Below are 26,921 nucleotides of genomic sequence, written 5' to 3'. Positions count from 1 at the left end.
CACGGCTTTAAAGAGATACGGATACACGATTAGGCACGTACATCGGCCTGAAACAGCTTTTGGCATAATAGCCAGCCCATTGCCGAGAACGCAGCCATCACAATACCGACCCAGAACCAGTCTCCGGTGGCAGAAACAATCGCAGCAATTGCTGGTGGCAACAGAAACTGCGATGTCGCTGAGCACTGTAAAATCATGCCAATGGTCGCACTAATGGCCACCGGACTAGGCGCAAAACGCAAGGCTTGAGCAAAGACCACCGCGGCGACCAGACCACCAAATAACGAAAAGCTAAACACGCAGGCAAACTGCAGTAAAAATGGTAACTGGGCCTGAAAGATATAGAAACTTAAGGCACACAGCATCAAGATGATAAAACCGGTTTGGACTAAAGTTTTAGGCAGCAAACCGCGCTGCAACATGATGCCGCAGGCAAAGGTCCCGACTGCATTGGCAATCGCCACCGAGGCAGTTAATGCGCCTGCCAGCGTCAAGGAAATCTCGTTTTGCTGATAAATCGTCGGTAAGAAACCGACCAGACTAAACCATTGTCCGGCATAGGTGCCGAACATCAATGCCAGCATCCACGCTGGTGGATGTTTGAGCGTGGTTTTGATCAGCTGAAACACTTCAATTTTCTGGGTTGATTGTTGCGGTTTCGGCACTCGGGTGGCGACCAGCGCAAACAGGTTTACGGTCAGTAGTGTTAGCGTCAGCCATACCCCTTGCCAGCCCATCATGGTGATTAGCCACGGCGTCAGTAATAAGGAAATCCCCATGCCGCCGCCCATATAGGCACTCCACAAGCCCATTTTGGCGGAAATTTCTTCTGCCGGCACCAGCTGGCGAATATAGGCCGGACCACTTAAGGTCACCAGTAAAAAGCCAAATCCTTCCACTACCCGCAGCAGCAGCAAACTGCTGACGCTTTGGCTAAACCCACCGAGCAAACTGGCTGCGCTTAGTAAGCCCAGTCCAAGCAAGACACAGCGTTTCAGTCCAATTTTTTCGACATAACTGCCCAAGGTCAGTGCAAACAGCATACCAGCCCCTTGCACCAGCGACAGCAACAAACCAGCTTGTACCAGCCCGATCCCCAGTTCCTGCTGTAATACCGGCACCGCTGGCGGTAATTTACCGACATGCATCGCCGCGACAAAACCTGCACAAATAATCCAAATATCCCTGCTGAACCATTGTACTTTGGACATACCCTTACTCACTTCAATCTTGTGACTTGAGCTTATCAAGTTCAGTAACTGCCATTTATTAAAAAAACATCTCATCTTATGTTTTTCCTGAATAAATGGCGTAGCTGGCAGATGATTCAACGACCTGAATCCTCACCATTATTTACTCAAAAATTACGCTATTTGTGCGGATGTTATTGTGCATAGTAATGACTACGCTTTTGCGAAAATTTTTCCAGCTGTTTCAGGAAGCCTTCAAAATAGCTTTTTTCTTTTTCTTCACTGCGATAACCAGCATACAGCGTGCGGCGTAGTCCTTCTGCCGAAACACAATGCAGACGGCGTGAAGTGACCCAACCTTTTTGTTCATATTCATTTACCACCCAGTCCGGTAAGGCCGCCACACCCCGACCGCTGGCCACCAGCTGGATTAACATCTGGGTTAAATCTGTGGTGCGAATGGCTTTCGGATAGATATTGGCCGGAATAAACAGCTTGGCCATAATATCCAGGCGGTGTTTATCCACCGGATAGGTAATTAAAGTTTCTTCGGCCAGGTCCTGCACCGAAATGTCCGCAGCACGTACCAATGGATGGGTATTGGACAGCACCAGACGCGACTCATATTCAAAAATCGGGAAATACTCGATGCCTTTTAAGGCAATCGGGTCGGCGGTAATCAGCAAATCAAATTCGGCATGTTGTAATAATTCATGCGGATTGGCTTCAAAGCCGGAAGCAAAGTCCAAATCAACATCGGGATATTGCTGGCGGTACTGATTTAACAGCGGCATCAGCCAGTCAAAACAGCTATGACATTCCGAAGAAAAAATAATCCGGCCGGTTTGCCCATGCACAATCCGGGTAATATCGGTTTGGGCAATCTGGATCTGCGGCAAAATATCATCTGCCAGTTTCAGCAAACGCTGCCCCACATTGGAAAACGTCACCGGACGCGAGCGACGATTGACCACTTCCACCCCATACCAGTGATCCAGCTCTTTCAACTGATGGGAAATGGCAGATGGGGTCAGGCATAAATCATTGGCCGCGGCCACCAGTGAACCATGTTCGCGTAAGGCCAATAAGGTTTTTAAATGACGAATTTCAAGCATGGGAAATGAAGTATCTCAAAATCAGGAGATGCACTGCGCTGAATGCAATGTCGCCCTAAAAATAAAATATGAATTAAATTCATCTTAGCATAAATTCCATGAGTTGGTTTCATTATTCTAAATAAGGCAGCTTTTAAGAGATGGCGCTGTTTTTAAGCAAGATGAAGTTGAATTTGAAATACGCCTAAATACCGAATAAGCATAAAAAAGAGCATCTTTAAGATGCTCTTTGATGATGGGAGGATGCAAAGTTTATTCTACATATAACAAGGCCAGACGCACCTGATCATAGCCCATCCGCGGGCTGGTCAGCTCGACAATCGGACGCAGCTTGATCGTGCCATCATCATTAAAATGATCACTTTGCTGACGTTTTTGCAGGCGTTTATAAATTTTGCGGATTTGCTCCACCACTTCCTCACCCGGATGCGCCACCGAAATATCTAGTCCCTGTTCCTTATGCAAACGCGCCAGATGGTTAATAATCGTCGCTGGAGTCAGGCCACGTTCATGGGCAATATCTTCAATCTCATAACCTTCTTCAAACAAGGCCCGGGTTTCATCTAGCGTTGCCGAGGCATAATTCTGCTTACCGCCACTGCGTGCGATTTTCCGTTCATTGCGTTCAATTTCAACCTCATTCAAGGTGCCACCACAATGCCGGATGAAGGCTTTATGCTGTGCGGTCAGGTCAATTTCGGCAAAATTCTGTTCTGCTTCCTCTGACAGTTCCTGAAAACGGCGATCGGCTTTAATTGCCAGACTGTCCAGCTCCAGCGCCTGCTCGTTAAAGCCCAATAAACGCAGGCCATCTAAGGTTTTTAATCGTGACAGTGCCACATAGCCCTGACCTTTTTCAAAGGTATGGCTCAGGTTAATTTCTGCCGCTTCTAAAGTCATACCTTGCGATTTATGAATGGTAATTGCCCAGGCCAGACGCAACGGAATTTGCTGGAAACTGGCAATGGTTTTTCCGGCTTCATTATCAATCGACCAGGTTTCTGGTTCGACCAGCAGCACCGTGCCATCAGTCAGTTTGACTTTCGGCAGGCAGCCATATTCATCATCTTCTTCAAAGCCAATCACCTCGCCCAGACTGCCGTTGATATAACCCATATCAAAGTTGTTTTTAACAAACATCACTTTGGCATGTTTTTTCAGGGTCAAGGTTTCAGGCGCACGCACCGAAGATTTTAAGGTTTCAATCAGTTTGTCATTCCCATCACAGCTGGCATCGAACTGGCGACTTTCAGCATCAATTTCATTTAAATGCTTAAAGTTGATGGTATCGACATCCATATTGTGAGTATATAAACGGGTAAAGGTGTCGCCAATATCCTGCTGACGGGTATTTTGCAGCGCCTGCAGATGCTGCGGGCCAATATCCTGACGACGAATCGCATTGAGAATATCGTTTAAAAAGTCATTGCCCTGACGATGCTGCTCGGTCAAATAGCAGACCCGGAATTTGGCCTCGACCCAGGCCTCCGACATAAAGCAGAATTTATCGCGATTGCGTTCCTCATTTCTGCCCACCGGCGGCAACTGGAAGAAATCACCGGCGACAATCACCTGAATACCACCAAAGGCTTCATCGCTTTCCTTAAAATATTTCAGTACCTGATTGACCAGAATCAGCTGCTTGGCATGCAGCATCGAAATTTCGTCAATAATCAGCACCTGCGCATTTTCCAGATGTTCTTTCAGGTATTTGCGCTCTTTCATATTTTTCAGGTCGGCATCAGACAAGACATCTTTAATACCAATGCCGGCCCAGGTGTGAATGGTCATACCATTCATATGTGTGGCGGCAATTCCAGTCGAGGCCGTAATCGCCACCGGCACTTTACGTGCTTTTAAATAGTTGATGTACTGATTGAGCGTATAGGTTTTCCCTGCACCGGCCGAGCCTGTTAAAAATACATTTTCGCCCGCTTTTAAGAGTTTGAGTGCAGTTTCCTGTTTCATAAGACCTATACCGTAGATGAACGGCTATAGCCTACCCATTTTTCAGCAAAAAGTTAAGGCAAAAACCACATCTGGCGACATCACTTGTCATAAAGTTCCGGCAGATGGGTCCTGTTTTAAGCGGCTGTTCAGCCATTGAATAAACTGTTCCGCAATATTGACCAGCAACTGTTCGGCTTTATGATTGTTCGGATATTCCAGCTGATCAAAGCGCAGCTGTCCATCGAGCAGATGACAACCCAGCGTTAAGGACTGGCGATAACACGGCGATGACATATGAAAAGCCACATATTCGCCTTCAATAATTTTCTGGCTATAACTCACCGCCAGACAATGATGAAAACTGCGCGACTCCTGAATAATCCGGTCCAGACTGTTCAGTTCCTCAAAGCACCAGCCCAGATACTGGGTTCTGCCTTGTAGCGATACGGGCGGCCAGTGGCTGACGTTTAACTGTTTTTTCAGCTTAGCCAGAATTTCGGCTTTATGTACTTCATGATGCCAGCGCACCGCACGCTGAAAAATACTGCTCCAGCTGACATTTTTCGGGGTGTAATTTTTTTCATTAAAATAATCGACCAGATAATCGCGCACATAAGCATCAAACACCGATTCACGCACCGGCCCGGCCTTTAAATAAAACAGCTGCCGGAATTGCTCCAGCGTCAACTGATGACGGCGTAAACAGTGCATAAAGTCACGCGATTGCTGACTCTCCGGATGAATAAACTGCATTAATTCAGCCGGCAGTTCTGCCGTGACCTTATGCAGATGCAGCATATAGACCTGCATCACCCGGCTTAAACGTGCATAAACCTGTTTCACCTGCAGTTCATCCTGTGCCGCAACAATCGCCAGCAAATTCATCCATTCATCTAAATACAAAATAGACGGGCTGATGCTAATTCGCGGGTCTTCCAGTGACTGGCGCTGGCCTTTTTGCACCACCCGGGAATTATGCTGATGTTCAAACCATTGATGTTGCAGCGCAAAATGATCACAGCTCTGAATAAACAGCCGCGCCGAGGCATACTGGAAATACTGCAAGGTGGCCAGAATAATGCGTGGATGAATCTGGCTGCAATCAACAAAACTTAGCGCCACCACCGCCACACGGACACTGGAATGATGAATATTGTCACTGAGCCAGTCCAGCACCAGTTTCGATTGCCGAAACAGCCAGTTGACTGCGCGTGGATAATCAAACAGTGGCAAACGCGCAACTTTGGTCTGCCAGATGCGGGTATTTTTTTCCAGAAAATGCCGTTTGGCCAGAATATTATCTTCGGCCCAGACCGCGCGGTTCATAATCCGGACAAAGCCTAATAAATGACTCTGCTCTACCGCGTGTCGATACAACAGCCGAATATCGTCCTGATGATCGATTAAATCCTGTAAATTAAATCGCTCTGGAAATGAGATACTTAAAATACGATACATGGCTTTAGGTAGAAATTCTGCTGCACTAAAACAAAAATCATCATAACTTAGCATCAGTGCTTGCACTGGCAAAAAGGTTTCACCCTCTACAAATTCCAAAGCGCATAGTGTCGATAAAGCAGTTAAAACATCTTCAGGAATCGGCTGCCCTTGCTGCACAAATTTGGTCAATACTGGTTGATACTGATCGTCTACCTGCATTAATGCCTGATCTAAAATTTGCGCCTGCATAGCATCTAAATGCAACAACAATTGCTTAACCCGTGCTGCACCATCTACCCAAAGATAAACTTGCTGCAGAATCAATTGCCGCAATTGCTGCGCCTGCTTACGCAAAAATAAGGAATGCTGCGGTTTTAAATCCCCTGTCAAAAAATGCAGATCATGTAAGAAAAAATCTTCAAACGCTTCTTGCTGTTGCCGCGCAAATTCAAAGTGGGTTTCTATTAAATGCGTATGCGATTTTGGCGAATAAAATTCAAGGCTAAACAGACCATTCAACAATTCGACCCGATGCTGCAAAGGATCAATTCGAAACATATTTTGTGCTGTAAAATGCCCAACCAGATCCATTTGATCTTGATAGATTTCTGCGGCCACACTGGAAATACGAACCAATTGCTGTGCAACGGCATGCAACTGGCTATGCTGGCGACTTGGCTGCATATACGCTCCTCATGCTTAAGTGCGGTCTATCTAAGTGTCATCTTATTTTTATTTGATTACACCGAATAGACCCATCACGTGATACATCCCTATTTTTTGTTTTTTTATTTCCCATCCGCAAAAAGTGGACAATTCTTCAATCTAGCTTAAGCCACTTATTAATTGAATTACACTTTAAATATGTGTGTGCTGTATTCACACCTTAAAATTAGAGATACAAAAAATACTATAAACAAGATTTGTGCTCTTGCCTATAGACTGCGCACTACTTCAGATAATAAAACAAATTAAAAATCCATAATTTTCAAGTGATTATTTTACACTCTTTGATCAGCAACTAGGGTTGGTATTTGGTAGGTAGGATTTCACAACAAAGCAATGGATACTCAAATTACGGTTCAACACCGCGATAACAACACATTATTCCAATATCCAATGCAAGAAGGAATCTGAGCATGGCTTTTAAAAATATTGCAGATCAAACCAACGGTTTTTATATTCCTTGTGTGTCACTCTTCGGCCCTGGTTGTGCCAAAGAAATTGGCGTAAGAGCACAAAATTTAGGCGCCAAAAAAGCCCTAATTGTGACTGATGAAGGACTGTTTAAATTTGGCGTTGCCGATACCATTGCAGGCTACCTCACCGAAGCAGGCGTTGCCAGCCATATCTTTGCTGGTGCAGAGCCAAATCCGACCGATATTAACGTGCATAACGGTGTCGATGCCTACAATGCCAATCACTGCGACTTTATTGTGTCCTTAGGTGGTGGTTCTTCCCACGACTGTGCCAAAGGCATTGGCTTAGTGACCGCAGGTGGTGGGCATATTCGTGATTATGAAGGCATTGATAAAAGTACTGTGCCAATGACCCCACTGATTGCCATTAACACCACTGCAGGTACAGCTTCGGAAATGACCCGTTTCTGTATTATTACCAATACAGACACCCACGTTAAAATGGCAATTGTCGATTGGCGCTGTACACCACTCATCGCCATTGATGATCCAAAACTCATGATTGCCAAACCTGCAGGTTTAACCGCAGCAACGGGCATGGATGCCTTAACCCATGCTGTAGAAGCCTACGTTTCAACTGCAGCCAATCCTATTACCGATGCCTGTGCAGAAAAAGCCATTCGTATGATTAGCCAGTGGCTTAGCCCTGCTGTGGCAAATGGTGAAAATATTGAAGCACGTGATGCCATGAGCTATGCGCAATATTTGGCAGGTATGGCATTCAACAATGCCTCTCTAGGCTATGTGCATGCCATGGCGCATCAACTTGGCGGTTTCTACAACTTGCCGCACGGCGTCTGTAATGCAATTTTATTGCCGCATGTTTGCGAATTTAACCTGATTGCCTGCCCTGAGCGTTATGCAGATATTGCAGAATTGATGGGAGTCAATACTGACGGATTAACCACCACAGAAGCCGCCTATGCCGCGATTGATGCAATTCGTGAACTATCTAGCTCGATTGGTATTCCAACAGGTTTAGCAGAGTTAGGCGTGAAAGAAAATGACTTGGCGATTATGGCTGAAAATGCACAAAAAGATGCCTGCATGCTCACCAACCCACGTAAAGCCAATCATGCACAAGTGGTCGAAATTTTTAAAGCCGCGATGTAATTTGAATCTCCTGCTGAGTGAATCACGATTTGCTCAGCATCTCCCATTTTTTTTCAATTTTCCTCTTTTGCTGTTTTATTTTTATCCTTCCCTTTGGCAGAACCATCTTAGATGCGTTCTGCTTTTTTTTTGCTGTTTAGAACAAAATGAACTCGCAGCATAAAACTAAAGCGATGTAGATGCAGAGGGTTTGCATAATTCAATTTGACAAATGCGCACAGCGCATCAAGGATATAGTCAAAATAAAATGGATGACGAACACCTTATGCTGTTAAGCAAAAAACAAAAAACAACACCAAGCTATCAACCCGATATTTTGGGTGCCGATTACCAACAAATGACGCTGGATTTTCCTTCGGATTATGAAGGCAAAGTCATTTCTACCTTGGTACGCAAAAAAGCCGAACAGGAAACCCGTAAAGCCGTACTTTATATTCATGGTTTTATTGACTATTTTTTTCAAACAGAAATGGCAGACCAGTTTAATCAGCACGGTTATGACTTTTATGCCCTAGATTTACGTAAATATGGGCGTTCGCATTTGTCACATCAACATTGGTACAATGTGCGCAGCTTGTCTGAATATGATGCAGAAATTTCCGCTGCACTTGAGCAAATTGCCACAGAAGAACATGACTCGGTAATTTTGGCGGGACATTCAACAGGTGGATTAATCACCACGTTATATGTGGCACATCATCCCAATCATCCACTGATTCGTGGTTTATGGTGCAACAGCCCTTTTTATGATTTCAATATGAGCGAGATTGAGAAAAAATTCGGCATTCCTCGTTTGAGCCAATTGGGCAAATTGCTGCCAGAAATGAAATTTCCAAGCCGCCTTAATCCATTTTATGTACCAAGTCTACACAAACAATATCATGGTGAATGGTTATTTAATTTGGAATGGAAGAAACCGCGTTATCCAAAAGTGCGATTAAGTTTTGTACGTGCAATTCATGAAGCGCAAAAAGAAATTCATGCCAGTGTGCATTTAGGTGTACCCACCTTAATTATGCATGCGAGTCAAAGTAGTTATCCACGCCAATGGAATGAGATTGCGCAACGCACTGACGTAATTTTAAATGTTGCAGATATGCAAAAATATGGACATCACATGCATGGCGATATTCAGCTTTGCCAAATTGAAAATGGCGTGCATGATTTGGTACTTTCTGCGCCCGAAGTCCGTGCGGAAGTGTATCAGTCCTTGTTTGACTGGTTAAACCGCAAGGGGCTATAAAACTAAAAACTTGAACTAAAGGAAGTGAATTAACGGCTAAATGACTTGATGCATCCCTTAAGCTGTGTATTTTAATAAAATTTGATGTGCAGGATGCCCCTTGGGCATCAATTCAATTAAACGCTCCACTGCGTCAATCGCTTCAGGGCTGCGTGCCAAATGTTTTAGCAATACATCGGTATCTTGTGCATTAAAAATGGCATCACTCAGGCGAGATTCTAAGCAATCTCGCCATGCACATAAAAATGGACTTTCAGTTTTCGCCAAAAATACTCCTGCACACGTTTGTAAGGCAGACTGCACATAACCAGCATCTAAAGCCTGCTCAGCTTGTAAAAAATCGGCTTCTATATGCGCCAAAATTCGGTAAGGACGCGAACCAAGCATCCCGCCTAGAATATCACGTAATTGAGACATCTCAGCTTTAAGCGTGCCCATACTGACTTTACGCTCACCATATAGAGCTTGGTGTAAAGTATCTAAACTCATGCCTTGTGGACAAAGTGCTAAAATCACCAATATTTCAATTTGACGCGGTGTCATCACCACCACTTTGCCATTAAATAACACCTGTGGCACGCGAAACGCGCGAATATAAAGCTGCTGTTTTTGCTGATCAAGCAGTGCATTTTGAATCAAAGAAGCACAGCGTTCTGCTGCCAACATCCCCAAACTGTTATGGTTTTTCCAAGTAGTCGATAAATCAATTACACCCAATACTTGTTTGGAATAAGGGTCTAAAATAGGCGCTGCATAACAAACCCAGTCATGTAACGATGACATAAAGTGTTCACTGGAAAACACACAACTTGCTTGCTGAGTTTTAAGTGACAAAGCCAAAGCATTGGTACCCACCAACTCTTCACGCCACTGCCCGCCTTCTACAAAATGCACCTGTTCCGCCACATTACGCATTTGCGCGCTCGCTGCCGTCCAAATAATTGTACTGCCCACATCGCCCACGGCTGCCACCATGTCGGACTGCTGTGCGATATGTCTTAAATCTTCTGCACAGTTTTGCACAGCACGTTGTAAGGCCGAACCACCATGTGTATGCGTTAGACTATAATTTAACGGGGCTGCCAACCGATCAACAGGAATTTCAGCAATTTGAGAGCGTTGCCAAGATTTTAAAATACTCTGCTGAATTTGCTGCGCATGCAGCGGCGATAAACTGCTGCTTTGTCTAAACTGTTCAATATGCTGCCTTTTTTCCAATAGGTCTTGTTTTTTCATCATTATTGATTCTCACAATCCTGTGGGCATTACATCCATTGTACCGCTTACTTTTGTAAGGATTTGTTCGCTGCTTGTAAACCTGCAACTTTCCAACCTTTTTCCAACCTTATATTGGTATGCTAAACAAATAACGTACTAAAGTACCTTATACCTTAGCCGTAAATTTAACCTGATTTTAGACACAGGATTGTGCTAAACGGTAAAGATGACGGCAGATTATAAAAAACCATCAAAGGAAGAGAATTATGCGTTACGTAGATCCCAATCAACCCGGTTCAAAAGTTCAATTTAAAGCACAATACGAAAACTTTATTGGTGGCGAGTGGGTCGCCCCTGTAAAAGGCGAATACTTTGAAAATATCTCTCCTGTAGATGGCAAAGTATTTACCAAAGTCCCACGCTCATCGGCAGAAGACATTGAACTGGCTTTAGACGCAGCCCATAAAGCCAAAGCACAATGGAACAGCTCATCTCCTACAACACGTTCTAACATTTTGTTAAAAATTGCAGATCGTTTAGAACAAAATCTAGAATTATTGGCAGTGGCAGAAACATGGGATAATGGTAAGCCTGTTCGGGAAACATTGGCTGCCGACATTCCATTGGCGATTGACCATTTCCGTTATTTTGCAGGCTGTATTCGTGCCCAAGAAGGCGGAATTTCTGAAATTGATGAAGACACCATTGCCTATCACTTTCACGAGCCGTTGGGCGTTGTGGGGCAAATTATTCCATGGAACTTCCCAATTTTAATGGCAACATGGAAACTTGCACCTGCTTTGGCTGCGGGTAACTGTATTGTACTTAAACCTGCAGAACAAACCCCTGCCAGCATTTTAGTTTTGGTTGAACTGATTCAAGATTTATTGCCAGCAGGCGTATTAAACGTAGTCAATGGTTACGGTGTAGAAGTGGGTCGCCCATTGGCAACCAATCCACGTATTGCCAAAATTGCATTCACAGGTTCGACCCAGGTCGGTCAATTGATCATGCAATACGCCACTGAAAACATCATTCCAGTGACCTTGGAGCTTGGTGGTAAATCTCCAAATATTTTCTTTGAAGATATTATGGCGCAAGATGACGACTACTTAGACAAAGCACTCGAAGGCTTTGCTATGTTTGCGCTGAATCAGGGTGAAATTTGTACTTGTCCATCACGTGCGCTCGTACAGGAAAGTATTGCTGACCGTTTCCTTGAAAAAGCCATCGAACGTGTTAAACGTATTAAAACAGGTCACCCGCTTGATACTGAAACCATGATTGGTGCGCAGGCGTCACAAGAACAACAAGACAAAATCTTGGGTTGTATTGCGACAGGTCGTGCCGAAGGCGCGCAAGTTTTAACAGGTGGCGGTGAACGTCATGAAGTTGGCAGTGGTTTCTATATTGAGCCGACAATTTTCAAAGGCACCAATGACATGAAAATTTTCCAAGAAGAAATTTTCGGCCCAGTGCTTTCTGTGACTACATTTAAAGACTTTGATGAAGCCATTAAAATTGCCAATGACACCATTTACGGTTTAGGTGCAGGTGTTTGGTCACGTTCTGCGCACACTTCTTACCGTGCAGGCCGTGCTATTCAGGCGGGTCGCGTTTGGACGAACTGTTACCACATCTACCCTGCGCATGCCGCTTTCGGTGGTTATAAAAAATCAGGTATTGGCCGTGAAAACCACAAGATGATGTTAGAACATTATCAACAAACCAAAAACTTGTTGGTGAGCTACTCAACTAAACCTGCTGGCTTCTTCTAAAGACTCATCTTTAGGATTCCAACAGCGTTGAAGTTACCGTTTCAACCTGCGCCCGATGTATTAGCATCGGGCGTTTTTATTGCAACATGGAATACTATGACTTTCGCAGCACGCTCTTTCAGCGTTGTATAAACCGGAAGATCAAGTTAAAAGTCTATCCTTTATTCATACGCTACGCTTTAGTTCGAGTGTATTTCACGTTACATTAAATCTCCCTTTCAGCCTGAAGTATCTGCCATGTTCGATTTACCCGACACTGTCTATGCCATTCAACATCTTGCGTTTGAAGACCTCGGCGCGTGGGAAGATGTCCTGTATGAACAAGGTTTACGGGTACGGTATTTTGAAGCCGGTGTGGAAAATCTAGAAAAGGCGTTTGCGCATGAAGGATTGGTGATTATTTTGGGTGGCCCAATTGGCGTTTATGAAACCACAGACTATCCTTTCTTACAAAAAGAAATAGACTTACTAAAAGTACGTCTGGAAAAGAAATTACCCACTATTGGTATTTGTTTGGGTGCACAGCTCATTGCTCATGCCTTGGGTGCCAAAGTCTATGCCGGCCATGCCAAAGAAATTGGCTGGAGTACGCTCAGTCTGGCTAATGCCGCCCATCATCCACTGGTGGCATTAGCCGATACACCGGTGTTGCATTGGCACGGCGATACTTTTGATTTACCAGCACAGGCTGAATTACTGGCTAGCTCCGACCTGTATCCGAATCAGGCATTCCGGGTCGGACCACATATTCTGGCACTACAGTTTCATGCTGAAGTTGCAGCAGACAGTTTAGAAAAATGGCTGATTGGCCATACCTGTGAATTACGTCAGGCCCAGATTGATATTCCCACCTTACGCGCCGCTCATCAGCAATACGCGCCGCAACTGCAACAGGTTAGCGCGACGGTTCTTGGTCAGTTTCTAGCCGGCTTAAAATCTCAAAGCTGACCGGAAAGCTTTAAATTGTCCTTACATTTATCATCGTCATAAAAAAAGCACCCTGAAGCGGGTGCTTTTTGTGCTGTTCTTGCGATTATTTTTTCGCAGCAACAGAAGCTTCAGTGGTGATGTTTACAGTAATTTTATCACCTACATTTGGTACAAAACCGGCGATACCAAATGCTGAACGGTCAAATGACGTGGTGGCATTAAAACCAACAGTTGCCGCTTTGGTCATTGGATGTGGACCTTGTTTGTTCAGTACCGCATCCAGAACTACAGGTTTCGTTACACCTTTCACAGTTAAATCACCTGTGATTTTAAAGTTCTTTTTGTCCTGAGTTTCAACTTTGGTACTTTTGAAAGTAATAGTTGGATATTTTGCTGCATCAAACCAGTCTGCTGCCATTAAGTGCTCATCCAGCGCTTTGACGTTGGTGTTCAGGCTGTTTAATGGAATAGTCACGTTGACAGATGATTTTTCTGGCTGTTTCTCATCAACATTAATGGTACCTTGAATGTTAGAGAAGTTACCTGATGGCGTAGAGAAACCGAAGTGATCCCAGCTAAATACAGTTGCCGTATGGGTCGGGTCAATTTGATACGCCACTGGTTTTGCCAACGCAGCTGTTGCTACTGAAGTGACCGCCAAACCAAGTACAAGTGCTTTAAAGTTCATGCTTTTATCTCGCTTTTTGAATGCTTATTAGTGTATAGATTTCTTGTTAGAGTTCATTGCTACAGATAAAACGTTCTGTTGCAGCAATGAAACGATTAACGCATGGATGCCGTTACAGACTTTGTTTATATTGAATAAATCCGGTCTTGTGTGCCACTTTATCATACAATATTTGTGCAGTTTGATTGGCTTCTTGTGTCAGCCAGTAAACCCGGTCGCACTGGCGTTTTTTGGCTTCCATATAGACCTGTTCAATCAGTAATCTGGCCACACCCTGCCCGCGATAATCGGGGTGGGTAAATAAATCCTGCAAATAGGCATAAGGCCTGAATGTCCAGCAGCTGTCATGTTCAATCACATGTACAAAGCCGACCATCTGCTGTTCAAGCAGGGCTGCAAAACCATACATATGCGCAGACTCGGCTGATGTCAGACGCTGCCAGGTATGGGCACTCAGTTCATCTGATAACTTGGTTTGATAAAAGGCCTGATAACCGACCCAAAGTGCTTGCCATTGCGGCTGACTGGTCTGTGCCAAAGGCACAATACTGATTGCTGTCATGTGGATCTTCTTTTATATTGTTCAGCTTTTTAAACTAGCATAAAAAAACGCCCCTTTCGGAGCGTCTTTTTTTGAAATTTCTGAGCGATTAAGCCGTCAGTTCTTTCACTGCAGCAACCACTGCTTCCGTGGTAATATCAAAGTGCTGGAACAAGTCTTTGGCTGGTGCAGATTCGCCGTAAGTGGTCATACCAATCACGCGACCGTCCAGACCCACAAATTTCCACCAGTAATCGACATGCGCTGCTTCAACTGCAACACGGGCACGGATATTCGATGGCAGAACCGCTTCACGATACGCCGCATCTTGCTGCATGAATTCTTCAGCACATGGCATAGACACCACACGTACACCTTCAAGCTGTGCATGTGCTTCCATCGCCAAGGCCACTTCAGAACCGGTCGCAATGATGATTGCTTTCAATTCACCTTTTTCTTCAGCCAGCACATAACCACCTTTGGCCGCGTTTTCAATTTGTGCTTGAGTACGCGCCTGGAATGGCAGGTTTTGACGAGAGAAGATTAACGCAGATGGACCTTCCGCACGGCTTAAAGCAGATTTCCAGGAAATCGCTGCTTCAACCGTATCACATGGACGCCATGTGTTCAGGTTTGGCGTACCACGTAACGATGCAATCTGCTCAATTGGCTGGTGCGTAGGACCATCTTCACCCAGACCGATCGAATCATGGGTATAAACATGAATTACGCGTTGCTTCATTAACGCAGACATACGCACGGCATTACGCGCATATTCCATGAACATTAAGAATGTTGCTACATAAGGAATGAAACCGCCGTGCAGCGCCACACCGTTGGCAATCGCGGTCATACCAAATTCACGTACGCCGTAGTGCACATAGTTACCTGCGGCATTGTCTTGTACGCCCTGGCAACCTTTCCAAAGCGTCAGGTTTGAACCAGCCAGGTCCGCAGAACCACCCAATAATTCAGGTAATAATGGACCAAAAGCCTGTAGCGTATTCTGGCTGGCTTTACGGGTCGCAATGGTTTCTGCTTTCGCGTTCACTTCAGCAATATAGGCATCGGCCTGTGCCAGGAATTCTGCTGGTAATTCACCGCTTAAACGGCGTTTTAATTCAGCCGCTTCTGCAGGATATTTTGCTGCATAGGCAGCAAAAGTAGCATTCCAGGCAGCTTCAGTTTCAGCACCTTTGGTTTTCGCATCCCAAGCAGCATACACATCTTCAGGAATTACAAACGCTTCATCGGTCCAGCCCAGCGCTTCGCGGGTTAACACGATTTCATCATTACCCAGCGGTGCACCGTGGCAATCTTCTTTACCCTGTTTGTTTGGTGAACCTAAACCGATAATGGTTTTACAGATAATAATGGTTGGTTTAGCGGTTTCAGCTTTGGCAGCCACAGTTGCTTCGCGAATAGCATCTGCATCATGACCATCAACTTTCAGCACTTGCCAGCCATAAGACAGGAAGCGCTGTTCAGTGTCATCAGAGAACCAGCCTTCAACTTCACCATCAATTGAAATACCGTTGTCATCATAGTAAACCACCAGTTTACCCAGACCTAAAGTACCGGCCAGTGAACATACTTCGTGAGAAATACCTTCCATCAGGCAGCCATCACCCAGGAAACAGTAGGTGTAATGGTCAACCACTTGCATATCATCTTTATTGAACTGCGCTGCCAGTGTCTTTTCAGCCAGAGCAAAACCAACCGCATTGGCAATACCCTGACCAAGTGGACCAGTGGTGGTTTCAACCCCTGGTGCATAGCCGTATTCCGGGTGACCTGGTGTTTTAGAGTGTAGTTGACGGAATGCTTTTAAATCTTCAATTGAAAGATCATAACCGGTTAAATGTAACAGCGCATAATGCAGCATAGAACCATGACCATTGGATAAAACAAAACGGTCGCGGTTAGCCCATTGCGGGTTCGTCGGGTTATGATTTAAAAATTCACGCCACACCACGTCAGCGATGTCTGCCATCCCCATCGGCGCACCTGGATGTCCGGAATTTGCTTTTTGCACGGCATCCATAGCCAATACACGAATTGCGTTTGCAATACGACGTTCATTAAGCGGGGTCGTCATAGGTCAGAGTCCAAATAAATCGTTTAATAAAGGAAGATGAATAGGAATTCAAAACACGTCTATTGTCTTAAAAAAAGCGTATGGGGTAAAGCCTCAGCGGTAATTTTTCGGTATTTATTCGTTTGCCTGCGCATTTTCGTACAATTCCTGGCTAGAGGCATGAGAAAATTGAATTTCTGGCGAATAACCGGGTAGCTCATCCGGATTTTCCCGTTACATAACTGACCTGTTTGGATGGTTTTTTATACAAAAAAGCGCTCATTGTGAAATTCATTCAATTTAATTCAAAACTGCACAATCCTGCTCAACAGTAACAGACTTCATTTTAGAGCATGATGACGACCAAAAGATGACAGACAGCATTTTCCCAAAACTCTAAAAACAAGATAATTGGTTGATTCCTAATATAAATTATAAGAATACAGCCGCTTTTAAAATAGTGATTTATTGAATTAAAACTCAAGTTTATCCGGATGATGAATCTATACCGTTTTGGATTTTATATCAGTTTTTTAAATGCCTATATCAGATAAAAAGTCATTGAATTGAAATAAATTCAGCCAATTTGGTCGTATTGAGCTAGTCCTAAAGTCTAACTCGATGTAACATATTGCGTCTTTTGAAATAACTGTGATAGGACTTATGCGCGAGTACGCTGTATTTACCTCGGAATCTGTAAGCGAAGGCCATCCAGATAAAATGGCTGACCAAATCAGTGATGCCATTTTGGATGCAATCTTAAAAGAAGACCCATATGCGCGGGTTGCTTGTGAAACGCTTGTAAAAACCGGTGCGGTCGTACTTGCGGGTGAAATCACAACCACAGCCAATGTGGATTTTGAAGCGATTGTACGTCAAACCGTCAATGGTATTGGCTATCATCATTCTGACCTCGGCTTCGATGGTTCAACCTGTGCCGTAATTAACATGATTGGTAAGCAGTCACCGGAAATTGCCCAAGGTGTAGACCGTCAAAAACCTGAAGATCAGGGTGCCGGCGACCAGGGCTTGATGTTTGGTTATGCCAGCCGTGAAACGGATGTGCTGATGCCTGCGCCAATTTCTTATGCGCATCGCTTAATGGAAAAACAGGCTGAACTGCGTCGTAGCGGTGCCCTGCCTTGGTTACGTCCAGATGCGAAAAGCCAGGTGACTTTTGCCTATGAAAATGGCAAACCAGTACGTTTAGATGCGGTGGTGCTGTCAACCCAGCATGATCCTGAAATTAGTCAAGCACAGCTGAAAGAAGCTGTGATTGAAGAAATCGTGAAAAAGATCATCCCTGCGGACATGTTCCATGCTGACACCAAATTCCACATCAACCCGACCGGAATGTTTGTGATTGGTGGTCCAGTGGGTGACTGTGGTCTGACTGGCCGTAAAATTATTGTAGATACCTACGGTGGTATGGCGCGTCATGGTGGCGGTGCCTTCTCTGGTAAAGACCCATCGAAAGTAGACCGCTCTGCTGCTTATGCCGGTCGTTATGTGGCGAAAAATATTGTCGCTGCTGGCCTGGCAGACAAATGTGAAATTCAGGTGTCTTATGCAATTGGTGTGGCGGAGCCAACTTCAATTTCAATTAACACCTTTAACACCGGTAAAGTGGCTGATGAACTGATTGTTCAGCTAGTTCGTGAACACTTTGACCTGCGTCCATACGGCATTACCCGTATGCTGGACCTGTTACAACCAATGTACAAGCAGACTGCTGCCTACGGTCACTTTGGCCGCGAAGGTTCAGACACTGCCTTTACCTGGGAAAAAACCGACAAAGTCGATATCTTAAAAGCTGCTGCTGGCCTTTAAGCTCTTAAGATATTAAGAGACCCGTCCGAGTGATGGGTTTTTTATTGTCTACTTTATCGCGATTCTGGGCAGAAATATCATTTTATAAAAACATAAACTGTTTACAATAAGATGGAACATTTAAAACAGGATGAACATGATGGCGGTAATTCTTCAGGTTGATTTCCCTTCAAATGGCCCTTTTGGCGCAGAAATGGCCACGGCCTATCGCGAGCTGGCAGCCAGTATTAATCAGGAACCGGGTCTCATCTGGAAAATCTGGACCGAAAATAGTGACATCCAGCAGGCTGGCGGGATTTACCTGTTTGATACAAAGCATCATGCAGAACAATATTTACAGATGCACACGGCGCGTCTGCAAAGTTTTGGCATCGACAAGATTCACGGGAAAATTTTTGACATTAATACTGAACTGTCGGTGCTGAATCAGGCCGCTTTTCTGGCGTCATCCCGCTAAACGAAAGTTGAGTTAAGCTCATCAGATTCAAGGAATCCAGTTAGCTGGATTCCTGTTTTAAGACTTCCAATAAAGTCGGCTGTGTCGGGGTTTCCTGATGGTCCTGCAAATAGACATGCACGACTTTAAAAATAACCGCAAAGGCCAGACAACTTAAAATACAGAACATCCAGAAACCATAAGGACTACGAATATTGTGTGAACCGCAATTTGGACATTCTTTTTCTGTTGACGCCACCACTTGATTGCAACATGAGCAATGGTATTGATGGTACAGCATAGGCAGTTCTCCTAATTTACTGTAATTCTTGTTTTTATTTTTACATCATGCGAAAAACGCTTTTTGTAATATTGTTTTATCTTATGTGAGCCTGTGTAGCATAGCAAGCTCTATTACTGGTGAGTCTATGTAAGCTTAAGTAAACCCTGCCTGCTTTTGTTGACTTTATTTATCTTTTTATGCACGCTTTCAGACACTTAAGCTGCTGCTTTAACACCGTATTCTCTGCCAATAATTTTATCGGACTACTCTTAAGTCAGATGCATCCGGCTGCCCTTTTGTTTAAACTAGCGGACTGAAATGCAGGAGAATGAAAATGGTACAACTGATCAAAAAAGGCGGATTACGCGAACGCGCCAACCGCAGCCGCCGTTTTCATGGCTCTGAAAATACCGAAACCACTCTGGCACCAAACCGTTATTCATCTGCCCATAAAAAAGCAGAAAGGGCTGTTTCTGCTTTGGTTAGTGAACAGGATCAACCAGATTCTGAATCAGAACATACCGATGGCGTCATAGCCCAGCCACAGGGCAAAAATCAGGAATAAGGCGCCCGATAAAATATCAATATAACTGCCTGAACGCTGGTACACCGCCTTAATTTTCGGCTGTGACAATAACAGCATCAGCAACACAAAGGTCAGGAAGGTTTGCAGCGGAATAATCACTGCCAGCTGTGCTTTTAAATAATCACTGGCCGATGAACTGAGCGCCAATGAAAATACACTGCTAAAATAAATCAGGGTTTTAGGATTAGATAAATTGGTGAACAGACCCAGTAAAAAATAGTTTTTCTGTGCAGAGCTCTGTGCCTGCACATCCTCCAATGCACTAGACTGTTTTAAACTGCGTAGTCCGCCACTGAGCATGGCCCAGCCCATTTTCGCCAGAAACAAACCGCCTATCAGCATCAATACCTGCTGAATCCATGGAAACTGCTCGACCAGAACGGTAAAGCCCAGCAGGGTTAAAACCACCCACAGCACAATGCCCAATGAAATTCCGGCAATAATATGAATGGTATTGCGACGTGTGGTCGATGCCGAGCTTTTGGCAATCAGAATAATATCGGGGCCGGGACTAAGCTGTGCCACAAAATGTAAGGCACAAATGGTCAACAGTAAGGACATAACACAGGGAGAAACTTAAAAAGTCATTTATTATATCGCCCGTTCAAAAATATACGAGCACTGCAAGCATAAAAAAACCGAATCCTTGCAGATCCGGTTTTTCAAATAAAGATGGCTTAGTGTTTATTCACATCTTTCATTTCAATTTTTTTTGCTTCTGGCGTCACTTCGCGCGCTTCACCATCAATAATAGTCGAGTCGCGGCCCGCCTGCTGGTTTTGCATGTCCTGCATCTGACGCATCAGATCGGCGAACGGATTCTGGCCTTGTGCACCACCACCCATGCCATTCATATCGCCCATCATGCCCCCCATCATCTGGTTCATCATGGCTTGCTGACGTTTCATCATCGCTTTCATCATGGCCGCTTTAAAGGCATTTTGTACGCCCGGAATCATAATCAGCACAGCCAGCACATCGGTGATCAGACCTGGAATCAACAGCAGGAAACCTGCAAAGATTTTAGGCAAGTTATTGCTTAATGCCGGATCTGCACTCATTTGTCCCATCTGCATCTGCTGCATTTGTGGCATGATGCCCGCAGAATACTTACGGATCAGATTCATACCAATAAAGAAGGCGGCAATAAACCAGAAGAACACGTACCACATGCTACCGACCAGGTCACCCACGCCGATCCAGACGAATACTTCCAGAATTAAACCAGCCAGAATAATAAGAAATAATTTCATGAAAATTAATCTAATCTCAACAAAATAAATAGAGTGCAGGCATCAACTGCTTAATCAGCATCAAGCTTTTTTTGACACGCTTATGTAACAATATGGGCATTATTCTATTTTTAAAGTGCAGGCCTGTCATTAATATTTTCAATGACAGACCTGAGCTTTATGCTGTAGGACGATAAAAATAAACATAAGCCGCATACACGAGCAGCAGCCACAGCCCGATAAACACTGCCGCGGCCACTGTACTGCGCGGCTTTTGACTGTAGATGTACAGTATAAACCCCGAAACTTAAGCCAAAATGAAGATGCAGCCTTTTTTACCAAGATAACCTATATATTGTCCCTGCTATTTTTAATAGCAGCTCCAGCGAGTTTGAAGCATTGTTGATAGTCTTGAGTATCCGCACCGGTTGCTGCAAATTCCCTCACACAATACCGCTGTAAAATCATATAATTCATTTTGATGTAATTTTTTTAAGGCTTGGCATGTCACTGATTATTGGTATCGATCCCGGTTCCCGGCTTACCGGTTACGGCATTATTGAGCGTGATGGCTCAAAATTGCGTTTTGTAGATGCCGGCACCATTCGGACCGAAACCACGGAAATGCCTGAACGCCTGAAACGTATTTTTGGTGGTATTGACCGGATTGTAAAATTTCATGGCCCGACTGAGGCCGCAGTTGAACAGGTTTTTATGGCGCAAAACCCGGACTCGGCACTGAAACTGGGTCAAGCGCGTGGTGCTGCCATTGCCGCACTGACCAATCTGGATTTACAGGTGGCGGAATATACCGCCCGCCAAATCAAGCAGTCTGTGGTCGGCTATGGGGCAGCCGATAAAGAACAGGTGCAGATGATGGTGATGAAGCTGTTAAATTTAAGCATTAAACCGCAAGCTGATGCAGCTGATGCGCTGGCCGCTGCCATCTGCCATGCCCACGCCTCCGGCAGTATGAGCAAAATGGCGGTACTGAATGCCCTGGGTGGTATGGCGCGCGGCCGTAGCCGTTCTAGCAGCAGACGGCGCTAACTGGAAGCCATCTTGATCCCGGTGAGGGGATGTCCAAATCGGGAGTTTCTACTTAACGGATCATCTGGAAATGGGTGTATTCACGTTCTGCCGGATCAAACGGGATGCGCTCAATTTTAGTGACCTGTGCCCGCAATGGTCCAACCAGACTGCGTTTCAGAATTTCCTGAATCTGCATTTCCTCGCCAATAATTTCTGCTTCGACATCACCATTGTCCAGATTTTTGACATATCCGGTTAGCTGCAGTTCTTGCGCCTGCTGTTCAAACCAGCGGCGATACCCCACGCCCTGCACATTTCCCTGAATAATAATTTTAAGTGCTTGCATCTCTCACCTGTTCACGACCTGATAAATGGCCTGATTCATCTGCTGTGCCTGAAGTCCGCGCATACCGGATTCCGCCAGTACATCTCCAGCTTGCGCATGTAAAGTGACAATCTCATGTAAACTGAGTTCAGTATGATATTGTGCTTTTAAACTGGCGATCATGCCGGACAGAACATCACCCATGCCACCTGTGCCCATTCCGGCATTGCCGGCAGTACATAGCCAGAGCTGATCTTCCAGAATCAAGCTGCCCGCGCCTTTAAGCACCCACTGGCCGCCATAACGGGCCTGTAATTCATGAATAGCCTGTAATCGGTTCTGCTCAACCTCCATTGTCGTTAGGGCTAAAAGTTTCGCCGCCTCACCCGGATGTGGCGTTAAATAGGTCCCTTCAGGTAACTGCTGCGGATGTGCGGCCAGAAACCATAAGGCATCTGCATCGAGTACCCGTTCCAGTTTAGCCTGCAACAATTTTGGCAACCACAGCGCATATTGACGGGCAGCCCAGTCATCGCGTCCAAGGCCCATACCAAAACAGATGGCATCGACCTGCTGTAGCAGCTGTTCAATGGCATTATCCTGCAGAGTGTTAATATCGCGCAGCATGATATTCGGAGCGCGACTTAAAATAGCCGTATGATGTTTGGCATCACAAACCACGGTCACTTTGCCACAACCGGCCGCAAACGCTGCTTCCGCTGCCATCATTACCGCGCCGCCCATATCGGCATGACCGCCGACCACTAGCACATGCCCATAACTGCCCTTATGACCAAAGGCCTGACGTGGCGGCAGCTGAATCTGGGTGGGTACCAATTGAGCGATGGCGTGTAATTCAGGATCGGGAGGAATGGCGGCAATCAGCTCCATCTGTCCGGCGTAGGCTTTGCCCTTACCGGTAAAGAGTCCAGCTTTTAAACCCAATACGCTATAGGTCAAATCGGCCTGAATCGCACAGGGTAAAGGCTGACCACAATTGGCATCCAGGCCACTTGGAATATCAATCGCCACTTTCAAGCCGCGCTGCTGATTCATCTGATGAATAATCTGTTGCCACTCAACGCTCAGTTCACGATTCAGGCCAATCCCAAACAGCGCATCAACATAGACCTCATAAGCCTGTTGAAACCGAAAACCGGATTGAATATCTAGGCCAGCCGCTCGAGCCTCGTGTTCAGCCTGCTGCAAATCAGGTGAAGAACCCAATTCAGCCGCATAAATATGCACCTGAAAACCGGCCTGCTGTAAATATTTGGCCAGCAGATAGCCATCTCCGGCATTATTGCCCTGCCCGCAACAAACCGCCACTGTCTGATATTTATGTTGCTGTAAAACGGGAATGACGCGCTGGGCAATCGACCAGGCCACCTGCTGCATCAGGCCATAAGACGAGTTTTGCCGAGCAAACCAGCGCTGCTCCCATGCTTGAATATCACGGCTATGATAAACTTGTGGATGCATTGTTTTTCCCTTGTTTTGTCATTATGAACTCATCGCCTGCCATGCAGAATATTCCGGTCAGTCAACTTGATCCCGTCCAGTTAAAAGCATGGATTAAAGCGCAGGCTTTAGCACTGGGCTTTGCTGATTGTGTCATTGCCCGGCCCGATGCTCAAGCAGAATTACCCCGTTTGGAAGCCTATTTAGCACAAGGTTATCAGGCAGATATGCATTTTCTGGGCGAAAATCTGGAGAAACGTGCCAACCCGGCCTTACTGGTGCCGGGCACCAAAAGCATTATTTGTGTGCGCATGAATTATCTGGTCGATCGGCCTACACCACGACACGTGCCAGATGCACCCAATAGCGCCATTATTGCGCGTTATGCCCGCGGCCGCGATTATCATAAAGTCATGCGCGGTCGTCTTAAAACTCTGGCCAGCCTGATTCGGGACAAAGTTGGTGATTTTGAATCGCGCCCTTTTGCCGATTCAGCCCCGATCTTTGAAAAATCGCTGGCCGAAAGTGCCGGCATGGGCTGGACCGGTAAACATACCCTGCTGATTCATAAAAAATCCGGCTCATTCTTTGTATTAGGTGAGCTGTTTAGCTCGCTTGAGTTGCCGTTTGATGAACCGGCCACGGCGCACTGCGGTTCCTGTAGCGCCTGTATCGACATCTGCCCGACCAAAGCCATTGTCGAGCCCTACGTGCTGGATGCTGGTAAATGTATTGCCTATTTAACCATTGAATATAAAGGCATTATTCCTGAAGATTTGCGCCGGCCGATTGGCAACCGGGTTTTTGGCTGTGATGACTGCCAGTTAATTTGCCCCTGGAACAGTTTTGCCCAGCTGACTCCGCTGGATGATTTTGCCCCGCGTCATGGGCTGGACCGGATGAGCCTGCTGGAGCTCTGGCAATGGGATGAAGCCACCTTCCTGGCCTGCACCGAAGGCAGTCCACTCAGACGGACCGGTTATCAGAGTTTTAAACGCAATATTGCGATTGGTCTGGGCAATGCGCCTTATTCCGCAGATATTATTGCCCAGCTACAACAGGCCAAAACGCCGCATGATGAGGTGGTGAATGTGCATATTGACTGGGCCATTCAGGAGCAGTTGACCAAATCTGCATAATTTTTCATTTCTTTACCTGAGCTCACAGATCCCCACACAAGCCCTACAGCGCGTGGTACTGAATTGTGGCTCAATAGAGGAATCCAACAGAAAAGATGTTGTCATCAGGAGGAATTTATTATGCAAACGCATCATAAAAACCAACAGCAGCAGAAACAACAGCAAAAGCAGGAACTTGAACAGCAGACTGAACATTTAAAACAGCAACAGCAGCAACCCCAAGGGCCTATTGATAGCCCTAAAAACAACCAGCATGAACAGGATGACCGGATGCTGAATAAACAGCACCGTGCCGATCTGCAAAACCAGAACATGCACGGCAACCATCGTGAATAATGCTGAAGTTCATGTTCCCTCACTCAACAAAGTCCACTTCAGGTGGACTTTGTTTTTGGATTACGTCATATTTTGCTAATGAAGCGCCTGCCGCTTTTGCTTAATATGCAGTATGCAAAATATGGATAATTAGGGACAGACTTATGAGCAGTATGCGTCCGGTACGTAATGATTGGTCTCGTGAAGAAATTGAGGCACTTTATCAGCAACCGTTTTTAGATTTGGTTTTTGAGGCGCAGCGCGTACATCGTGAGCATTTTGCCGCCAATACCATTCAGGTGAGTACCTTACTCTCGATTAAAACCGGTAAATGCCCGGAAGACTGCAAATACTGCTCTCAATCGGCTCATTATGATTCACAGCTGGAAGCTGAAAAACGTATTGCCGTTGAAAAAGTGATTCAGGAAGCCAAGGAAGCGCTAGAATCAGGTTCTTCACGTTTTTGTATGGGCGCAGCGTGGCGCAATCCGCATGAACGCGATATGCCTTATGTACTGGAAATGGTGCGTGAAGTGAAAGCGCTGGGGCTAGAAACCTGTATGACACTGGGTATGCTGAACCAGTCTCAGGCAGAACGTCTGAAAGATGCCGGCCTGGATTATTACAACCATAACCTCGATACTTCGCGCGAATACTATGCCAATATTATTAGTACCCGTAGCTTCGATGACCGTTTAAATACCCTAGAGCATGTGCGTAATGCCGGCATGAAAGTCTGTAGCGGCGGCATTGTCGGTTTAGGTGAAGATACCCAGGACCGGATTGGCCTGTTACATGAACTGGCCACCTTGCCGATTCATCCGGAATCTGTACCGATTAACATGCTGGTGCCAATTGAAGGTACACCACTGGCCGATGTAGAAAAACTCGATGTCACCGAATGGATTCGTACTATTGCCGTGGCACGCATTATCATGCCAACCAGTTATATCCGCCTGTCTGCCGGTCGTGAATCTTTATCTGATTCAGATCAGGCCCTGGCCTTTATGGCCGGTGCCAACTCGCTGTTCTCGGGTGAAAAGCTGCTGACCACCCCGAATGCCGGTGAAGGTAAAGACCGTCAACTGTTCCAGAAACTGGGACTGGTGGCGGAAAAAGCCAAACCGACCGTTCAGGAACTGTCGGTAGATGCGATGGCGGTTTAATCCGCATCACACGAAAAAGCCCATCTTCTGGATGGGCTTTTTTTATGAGGTAATCAACAAGCCATAATTGGCATTCAGATACATGCCCGGTTTAATCAGATCGGCACCATTGGCATGATAAACCGTGAGTTCCTGCTTGATGACATCAAAATGAAAGGCATCAAAACAGTCCTGATGCTGACACAACCAGGCCAAGGTATCGCTGAGCTGATCATCTACAATATAGGTCGGGGCATTAAAATCTTTGGCCATGTGCACATTCAGTTATAGAGAGATGACAGGATTTTAGCCTGAAACGGCAGTAAATAAAGCAGCTTGGAATGAGATTTAGATATTTAAAGGCGGAGATGAGCCTGCGCGAATGTTGATGCAGTGTATAAACAAAAAGAAGTGAGTCTAGCCCACTTCTTTGTTGAATCTGGTTTGATCCCCTCTATGATTTATTGGCCCCACACTTACGACACTCAATATGCGCACCAATTTCCTCCATTTGCTCATATTCATAAATATGTAAGCAGAAAAAGTTTTTTAATAATTGAAGCATCCTAACACTCCTATTTTTGATTATTTTTTCATTCAGCTTCTTGCCGCTTATTTCATCCTGAAACAAGCATAACCAAAATTGGTTATACTC

General features: G+C 45.4%; 25 protein-coding genes. 11 read left to right on the top strand and 14 right to left on the bottom strand.

Features of this window, described 5'->3' with window-relative positions; all coding sequences use genetic code 11:
- Positions 1-29: 29 nt before the first annotated feature.
- The 4 genes from ACVLR6_RS06365 to ACVLR6_RS06350 form a co-directional block, all read right to left on the bottom strand.
- On the bottom strand, positions 30-1,211 hold the full coding sequence (locus tag ACVLR6_RS06365) for an MFS transporter (RefSeq protein ID WP_455996065.1): 1,182 nt from the start codon (positions 1,209-1,211) through the stop codon (positions 30-32).
- A gap of 173 nt (positions 1,212-1,384) precedes the next feature.
- The gene (locus ACVLR6_RS06360; protein ID WP_005177438.1) at positions 1,385-2,305 is read right to left on the bottom strand and encodes a LysR family transcriptional regulator; all 921 of its coding nucleotides are present in this window, start codon (positions 2,303-2,305) and stop codon (positions 1,385-1,387) included.
- Positions 2,306-2,557: 252 nt separating this feature from the next.
- Positions 2,558-4,273: an AAA family ATPase gene (locus ACVLR6_RS06355; protein WP_455996063.1), complete on the bottom strand. Its 1,716-nt coding sequence runs from the start codon at positions 4,271-4,273 to the stop codon at positions 2,558-2,560.
- An 87-nt stretch (positions 4,274-4,360) separates the two neighbouring features.
- A complete protein-coding gene (locus ACVLR6_RS06350; RefSeq protein WP_455996061.1) occupies positions 4,361-6,379 on the bottom strand; it encodes a hypothetical protein in 2,019 nt (672 codons plus the stop codon).
- A 455-nt stretch (positions 6,380-6,834) separates the two neighbouring features.
- On the opposite strand from ACVLR6_RS06350, the gene mdh reads away from it, so the two are divergent.
- Both mdh and ACVLR6_RS06340 read left to right on the top strand, forming a co-directional pair.
- Complete coding sequence (mdh, locus tag ACVLR6_RS06345) at positions 6,835-8,007, top strand: iron-dependent methanol dehydrogenase (RefSeq protein WP_104491824.1); 1,173 nt, start codon at positions 6,835-6,837, stop codon at positions 8,005-8,007.
- A 247-nt stretch (positions 8,008-8,254) separates the two neighbouring features.
- The gene (locus ACVLR6_RS06340; RefSeq protein ID WP_168399624.1) at positions 8,255-9,250 is read left to right on the top strand and encodes an alpha/beta hydrolase; all 996 of its coding nucleotides are present in this window, start codon (positions 8,255-8,257) and stop codon (positions 9,248-9,250) included.
- A 57-nt stretch (positions 9,251-9,307) separates the two neighbouring features.
- On the opposite strand, the gene ACVLR6_RS06335 is transcribed toward ACVLR6_RS06340, so the two are convergent.
- The gene (locus tag ACVLR6_RS06335) at positions 9,308-10,489 is read right to left on the bottom strand and encodes a sigma-54-dependent transcriptional regulator family protein (RefSeq protein WP_070155198.1); all 1,182 of its coding nucleotides are present in this window, start codon (positions 10,487-10,489) and stop codon (positions 9,308-9,310) included.
- 245 nt (positions 10,490-10,734) lie between these two features.
- Between ACVLR6_RS06335 and exaC the strand changes: the two genes are divergently transcribed.
- The gene (gene exaC / locus ACVLR6_RS06330) at positions 10,735-12,246 is read left to right on the top strand and encodes an acetaldehyde dehydrogenase ExaC (RefSeq protein WP_016658247.1); all 1,512 of its coding nucleotides are present in this window, start codon (positions 10,735-10,737) and stop codon (positions 12,244-12,246) included.
- Between the two features lie 237 nt (positions 12,247-12,483).
- Positions 12,484-13,194: a glutamine amidotransferase gene (locus ACVLR6_RS06325; RefSeq protein ID WP_168389791.1), complete on the top strand. Its 711-nt coding sequence runs from the start codon at positions 12,484-12,486 to the stop codon at positions 13,192-13,194.
- Between the two features lie 85 nt (positions 13,195-13,279).
- Here ACVLR6_RS06325 and ACVLR6_RS06320 read toward each other — a convergent pair whose 3' ends face one another.
- The 3 genes from ACVLR6_RS06320 to tkt form a co-directional block, all read right to left on the bottom strand.
- Entirely contained in the window at positions 13,280-13,864 is a 585-nt protein-coding gene (locus ACVLR6_RS06320) for a YceI family protein (protein ID WP_005177424.1), read from the bottom strand.
- Positions 13,865-13,976: 112 nt separating this feature from the next.
- Complete coding sequence (locus ACVLR6_RS06315) at positions 13,977-14,426, bottom strand: GNAT family N-acetyltransferase (protein ID WP_160243293.1); 450 nt, start codon at positions 14,424-14,426, stop codon at positions 13,977-13,979.
- Positions 14,427-14,514: 88 nt separating this feature from the next.
- Positions 14,515-16,503, bottom strand: a complete 1,989-nt coding sequence (tkt, locus tag ACVLR6_RS06310) for a transketolase (RefSeq protein ID WP_455996058.1) — start codon at positions 16,501-16,503, stop codon at positions 14,515-14,517.
- Between the two features lie 642 nt (positions 16,504-17,145).
- Between tkt and metK the strand changes: the two genes are divergently transcribed.
- Complete coding sequence (gene metK, locus ACVLR6_RS06305) at positions 17,146-18,312, top strand: methionine adenosyltransferase (protein WP_005177421.1); 1,167 nt, start codon at positions 17,146-17,148, stop codon at positions 18,310-18,312.
- Between the two features lie 136 nt (positions 18,313-18,448).
- Complete coding sequence (locus tag ACVLR6_RS06300; protein WP_455996056.1) at positions 18,449-18,769, top strand: monooxygenase; 321 nt, start codon at positions 18,449-18,451, stop codon at positions 18,767-18,769.
- 40 nt (positions 18,770-18,809) lie between these two features.
- Here ACVLR6_RS06300 and ACVLR6_RS06295 read toward each other — a convergent pair whose 3' ends face one another.
- On the bottom strand, positions 18,810-19,046 hold the full coding sequence (locus ACVLR6_RS06295; protein WP_370459256.1) for a hypothetical protein: 237 nt from the start codon (positions 19,044-19,046) through the stop codon (positions 18,810-18,812).
- A gap of 319 nt (positions 19,047-19,365) precedes the next feature.
- Between ACVLR6_RS06295 and ACVLR6_RS06290 the strand changes: the two genes are divergently transcribed.
- Positions 19,366-19,596 carry a hypothetical protein gene (locus tag ACVLR6_RS06290; protein ID WP_180036764.1) on the top strand — a complete coding sequence of 77 codons (231 nt, stop codon included), beginning with the start codon at positions 19,366-19,368 and terminating at the stop codon, positions 19,594-19,596.
- On the opposite strand, the gene ACVLR6_RS06285 is transcribed toward ACVLR6_RS06290, so the two are convergent.
- A complete protein-coding gene (locus ACVLR6_RS06285) occupies positions 19,543-20,178 on the bottom strand; it encodes a LysE family transporter (protein WP_005177415.1) in 636 nt (211 codons plus the stop codon). The genes ACVLR6_RS06290 and ACVLR6_RS06285 overlap by 54 nt on opposite strands.
- Positions 20,179-20,294: 116 nt before the next feature.
- Positions 20,295-20,870: an FxsA family protein gene (locus ACVLR6_RS06280; RefSeq protein WP_016658253.1), complete on the bottom strand. Its 576-nt coding sequence runs from the start codon at positions 20,868-20,870 to the stop codon at positions 20,295-20,297.
- Between the two features lie 483 nt (positions 20,871-21,353).
- On the opposite strand from ACVLR6_RS06280, the gene ruvC reads away from it, so the two are divergent.
- Complete coding sequence (gene ruvC / locus ACVLR6_RS06275) at positions 21,354-21,899, top strand: crossover junction endodeoxyribonuclease RuvC (RefSeq protein ID WP_045795787.1); 546 nt, start codon at positions 21,354-21,356, stop codon at positions 21,897-21,899.
- Positions 21,900-21,951: 52 nt separating this feature from the next.
- Here the strand turns inward: ruvC and ACVLR6_RS06270 are convergent, their stop codons facing one another.
- Positions 21,952-22,227 carry an acylphosphatase gene (locus ACVLR6_RS06270; protein ID WP_005177399.1) on the bottom strand — a complete coding sequence of 92 codons (276 nt, stop codon included), beginning with the start codon at positions 22,225-22,227 and terminating at the stop codon, positions 21,952-21,954.
- Between the two features lie 3 nt (positions 22,228-22,230).
- Positions 22,231-23,688 (bottom strand): NAD(P)H-hydrate dehydratase, encoded by a 1,458-nt coding sequence (locus ACVLR6_RS06265; protein WP_455996053.1) that lies wholly within the window; start codon positions 23,686-23,688, stop codon positions 22,231-22,233.
- A 41-nt stretch (positions 23,689-23,729) separates the two neighbouring features.
- Here ACVLR6_RS06265 and queG point away from each other — a divergent pair, with 41 nt between their 5' ends.
- The 3 genes from queG to bioB all read left to right on the top strand — a co-directional run bounded on the left by queG (position 23,730) and on the right by bioB (position 26,287).
- Positions 23,730-24,806: a tRNA epoxyqueuosine(34) reductase QueG gene (gene queG / locus ACVLR6_RS06260; RefSeq protein ID WP_168406061.1), complete on the top strand. Its 1,077-nt coding sequence runs from the start codon at positions 23,730-23,732 to the stop codon at positions 24,804-24,806.
- A 120-nt stretch (positions 24,807-24,926) separates the two neighbouring features.
- The gene (locus ACVLR6_RS06255; RefSeq protein WP_005177388.1) at positions 24,927-25,142 is read left to right on the top strand and encodes a hypothetical protein; all 216 of its coding nucleotides are present in this window, start codon (positions 24,927-24,929) and stop codon (positions 25,140-25,142) included.
- A 143-nt stretch (positions 25,143-25,285) separates the two neighbouring features.
- Positions 25,286-26,287: a biotin synthase BioB gene (bioB, locus tag ACVLR6_RS06250; RefSeq protein WP_016658258.1), complete on the top strand. Its 1,002-nt coding sequence runs from the start codon at positions 25,286-25,288 to the stop codon at positions 26,285-26,287.
- 42 nt (positions 26,288-26,329) lie between these two features.
- On the opposite strand, the gene ACVLR6_RS06245 is transcribed toward bioB, so the two are convergent.
- Positions 26,330-26,539, bottom strand: a complete 210-nt coding sequence (locus tag ACVLR6_RS06245) for a hypothetical protein (RefSeq protein ID WP_075166751.1) — start codon at positions 26,537-26,539, stop codon at positions 26,330-26,332.
- Positions 26,540-26,921 lie beyond the last annotated feature (382 nt).

Source organism: Acinetobacter sp. T63 (assembly GCF_053852345.1).
The sequence above is the reverse complement of the archived record's forward strand: the minus strand, read 5'-3'. Positions and strand labels throughout refer to the sequence as shown.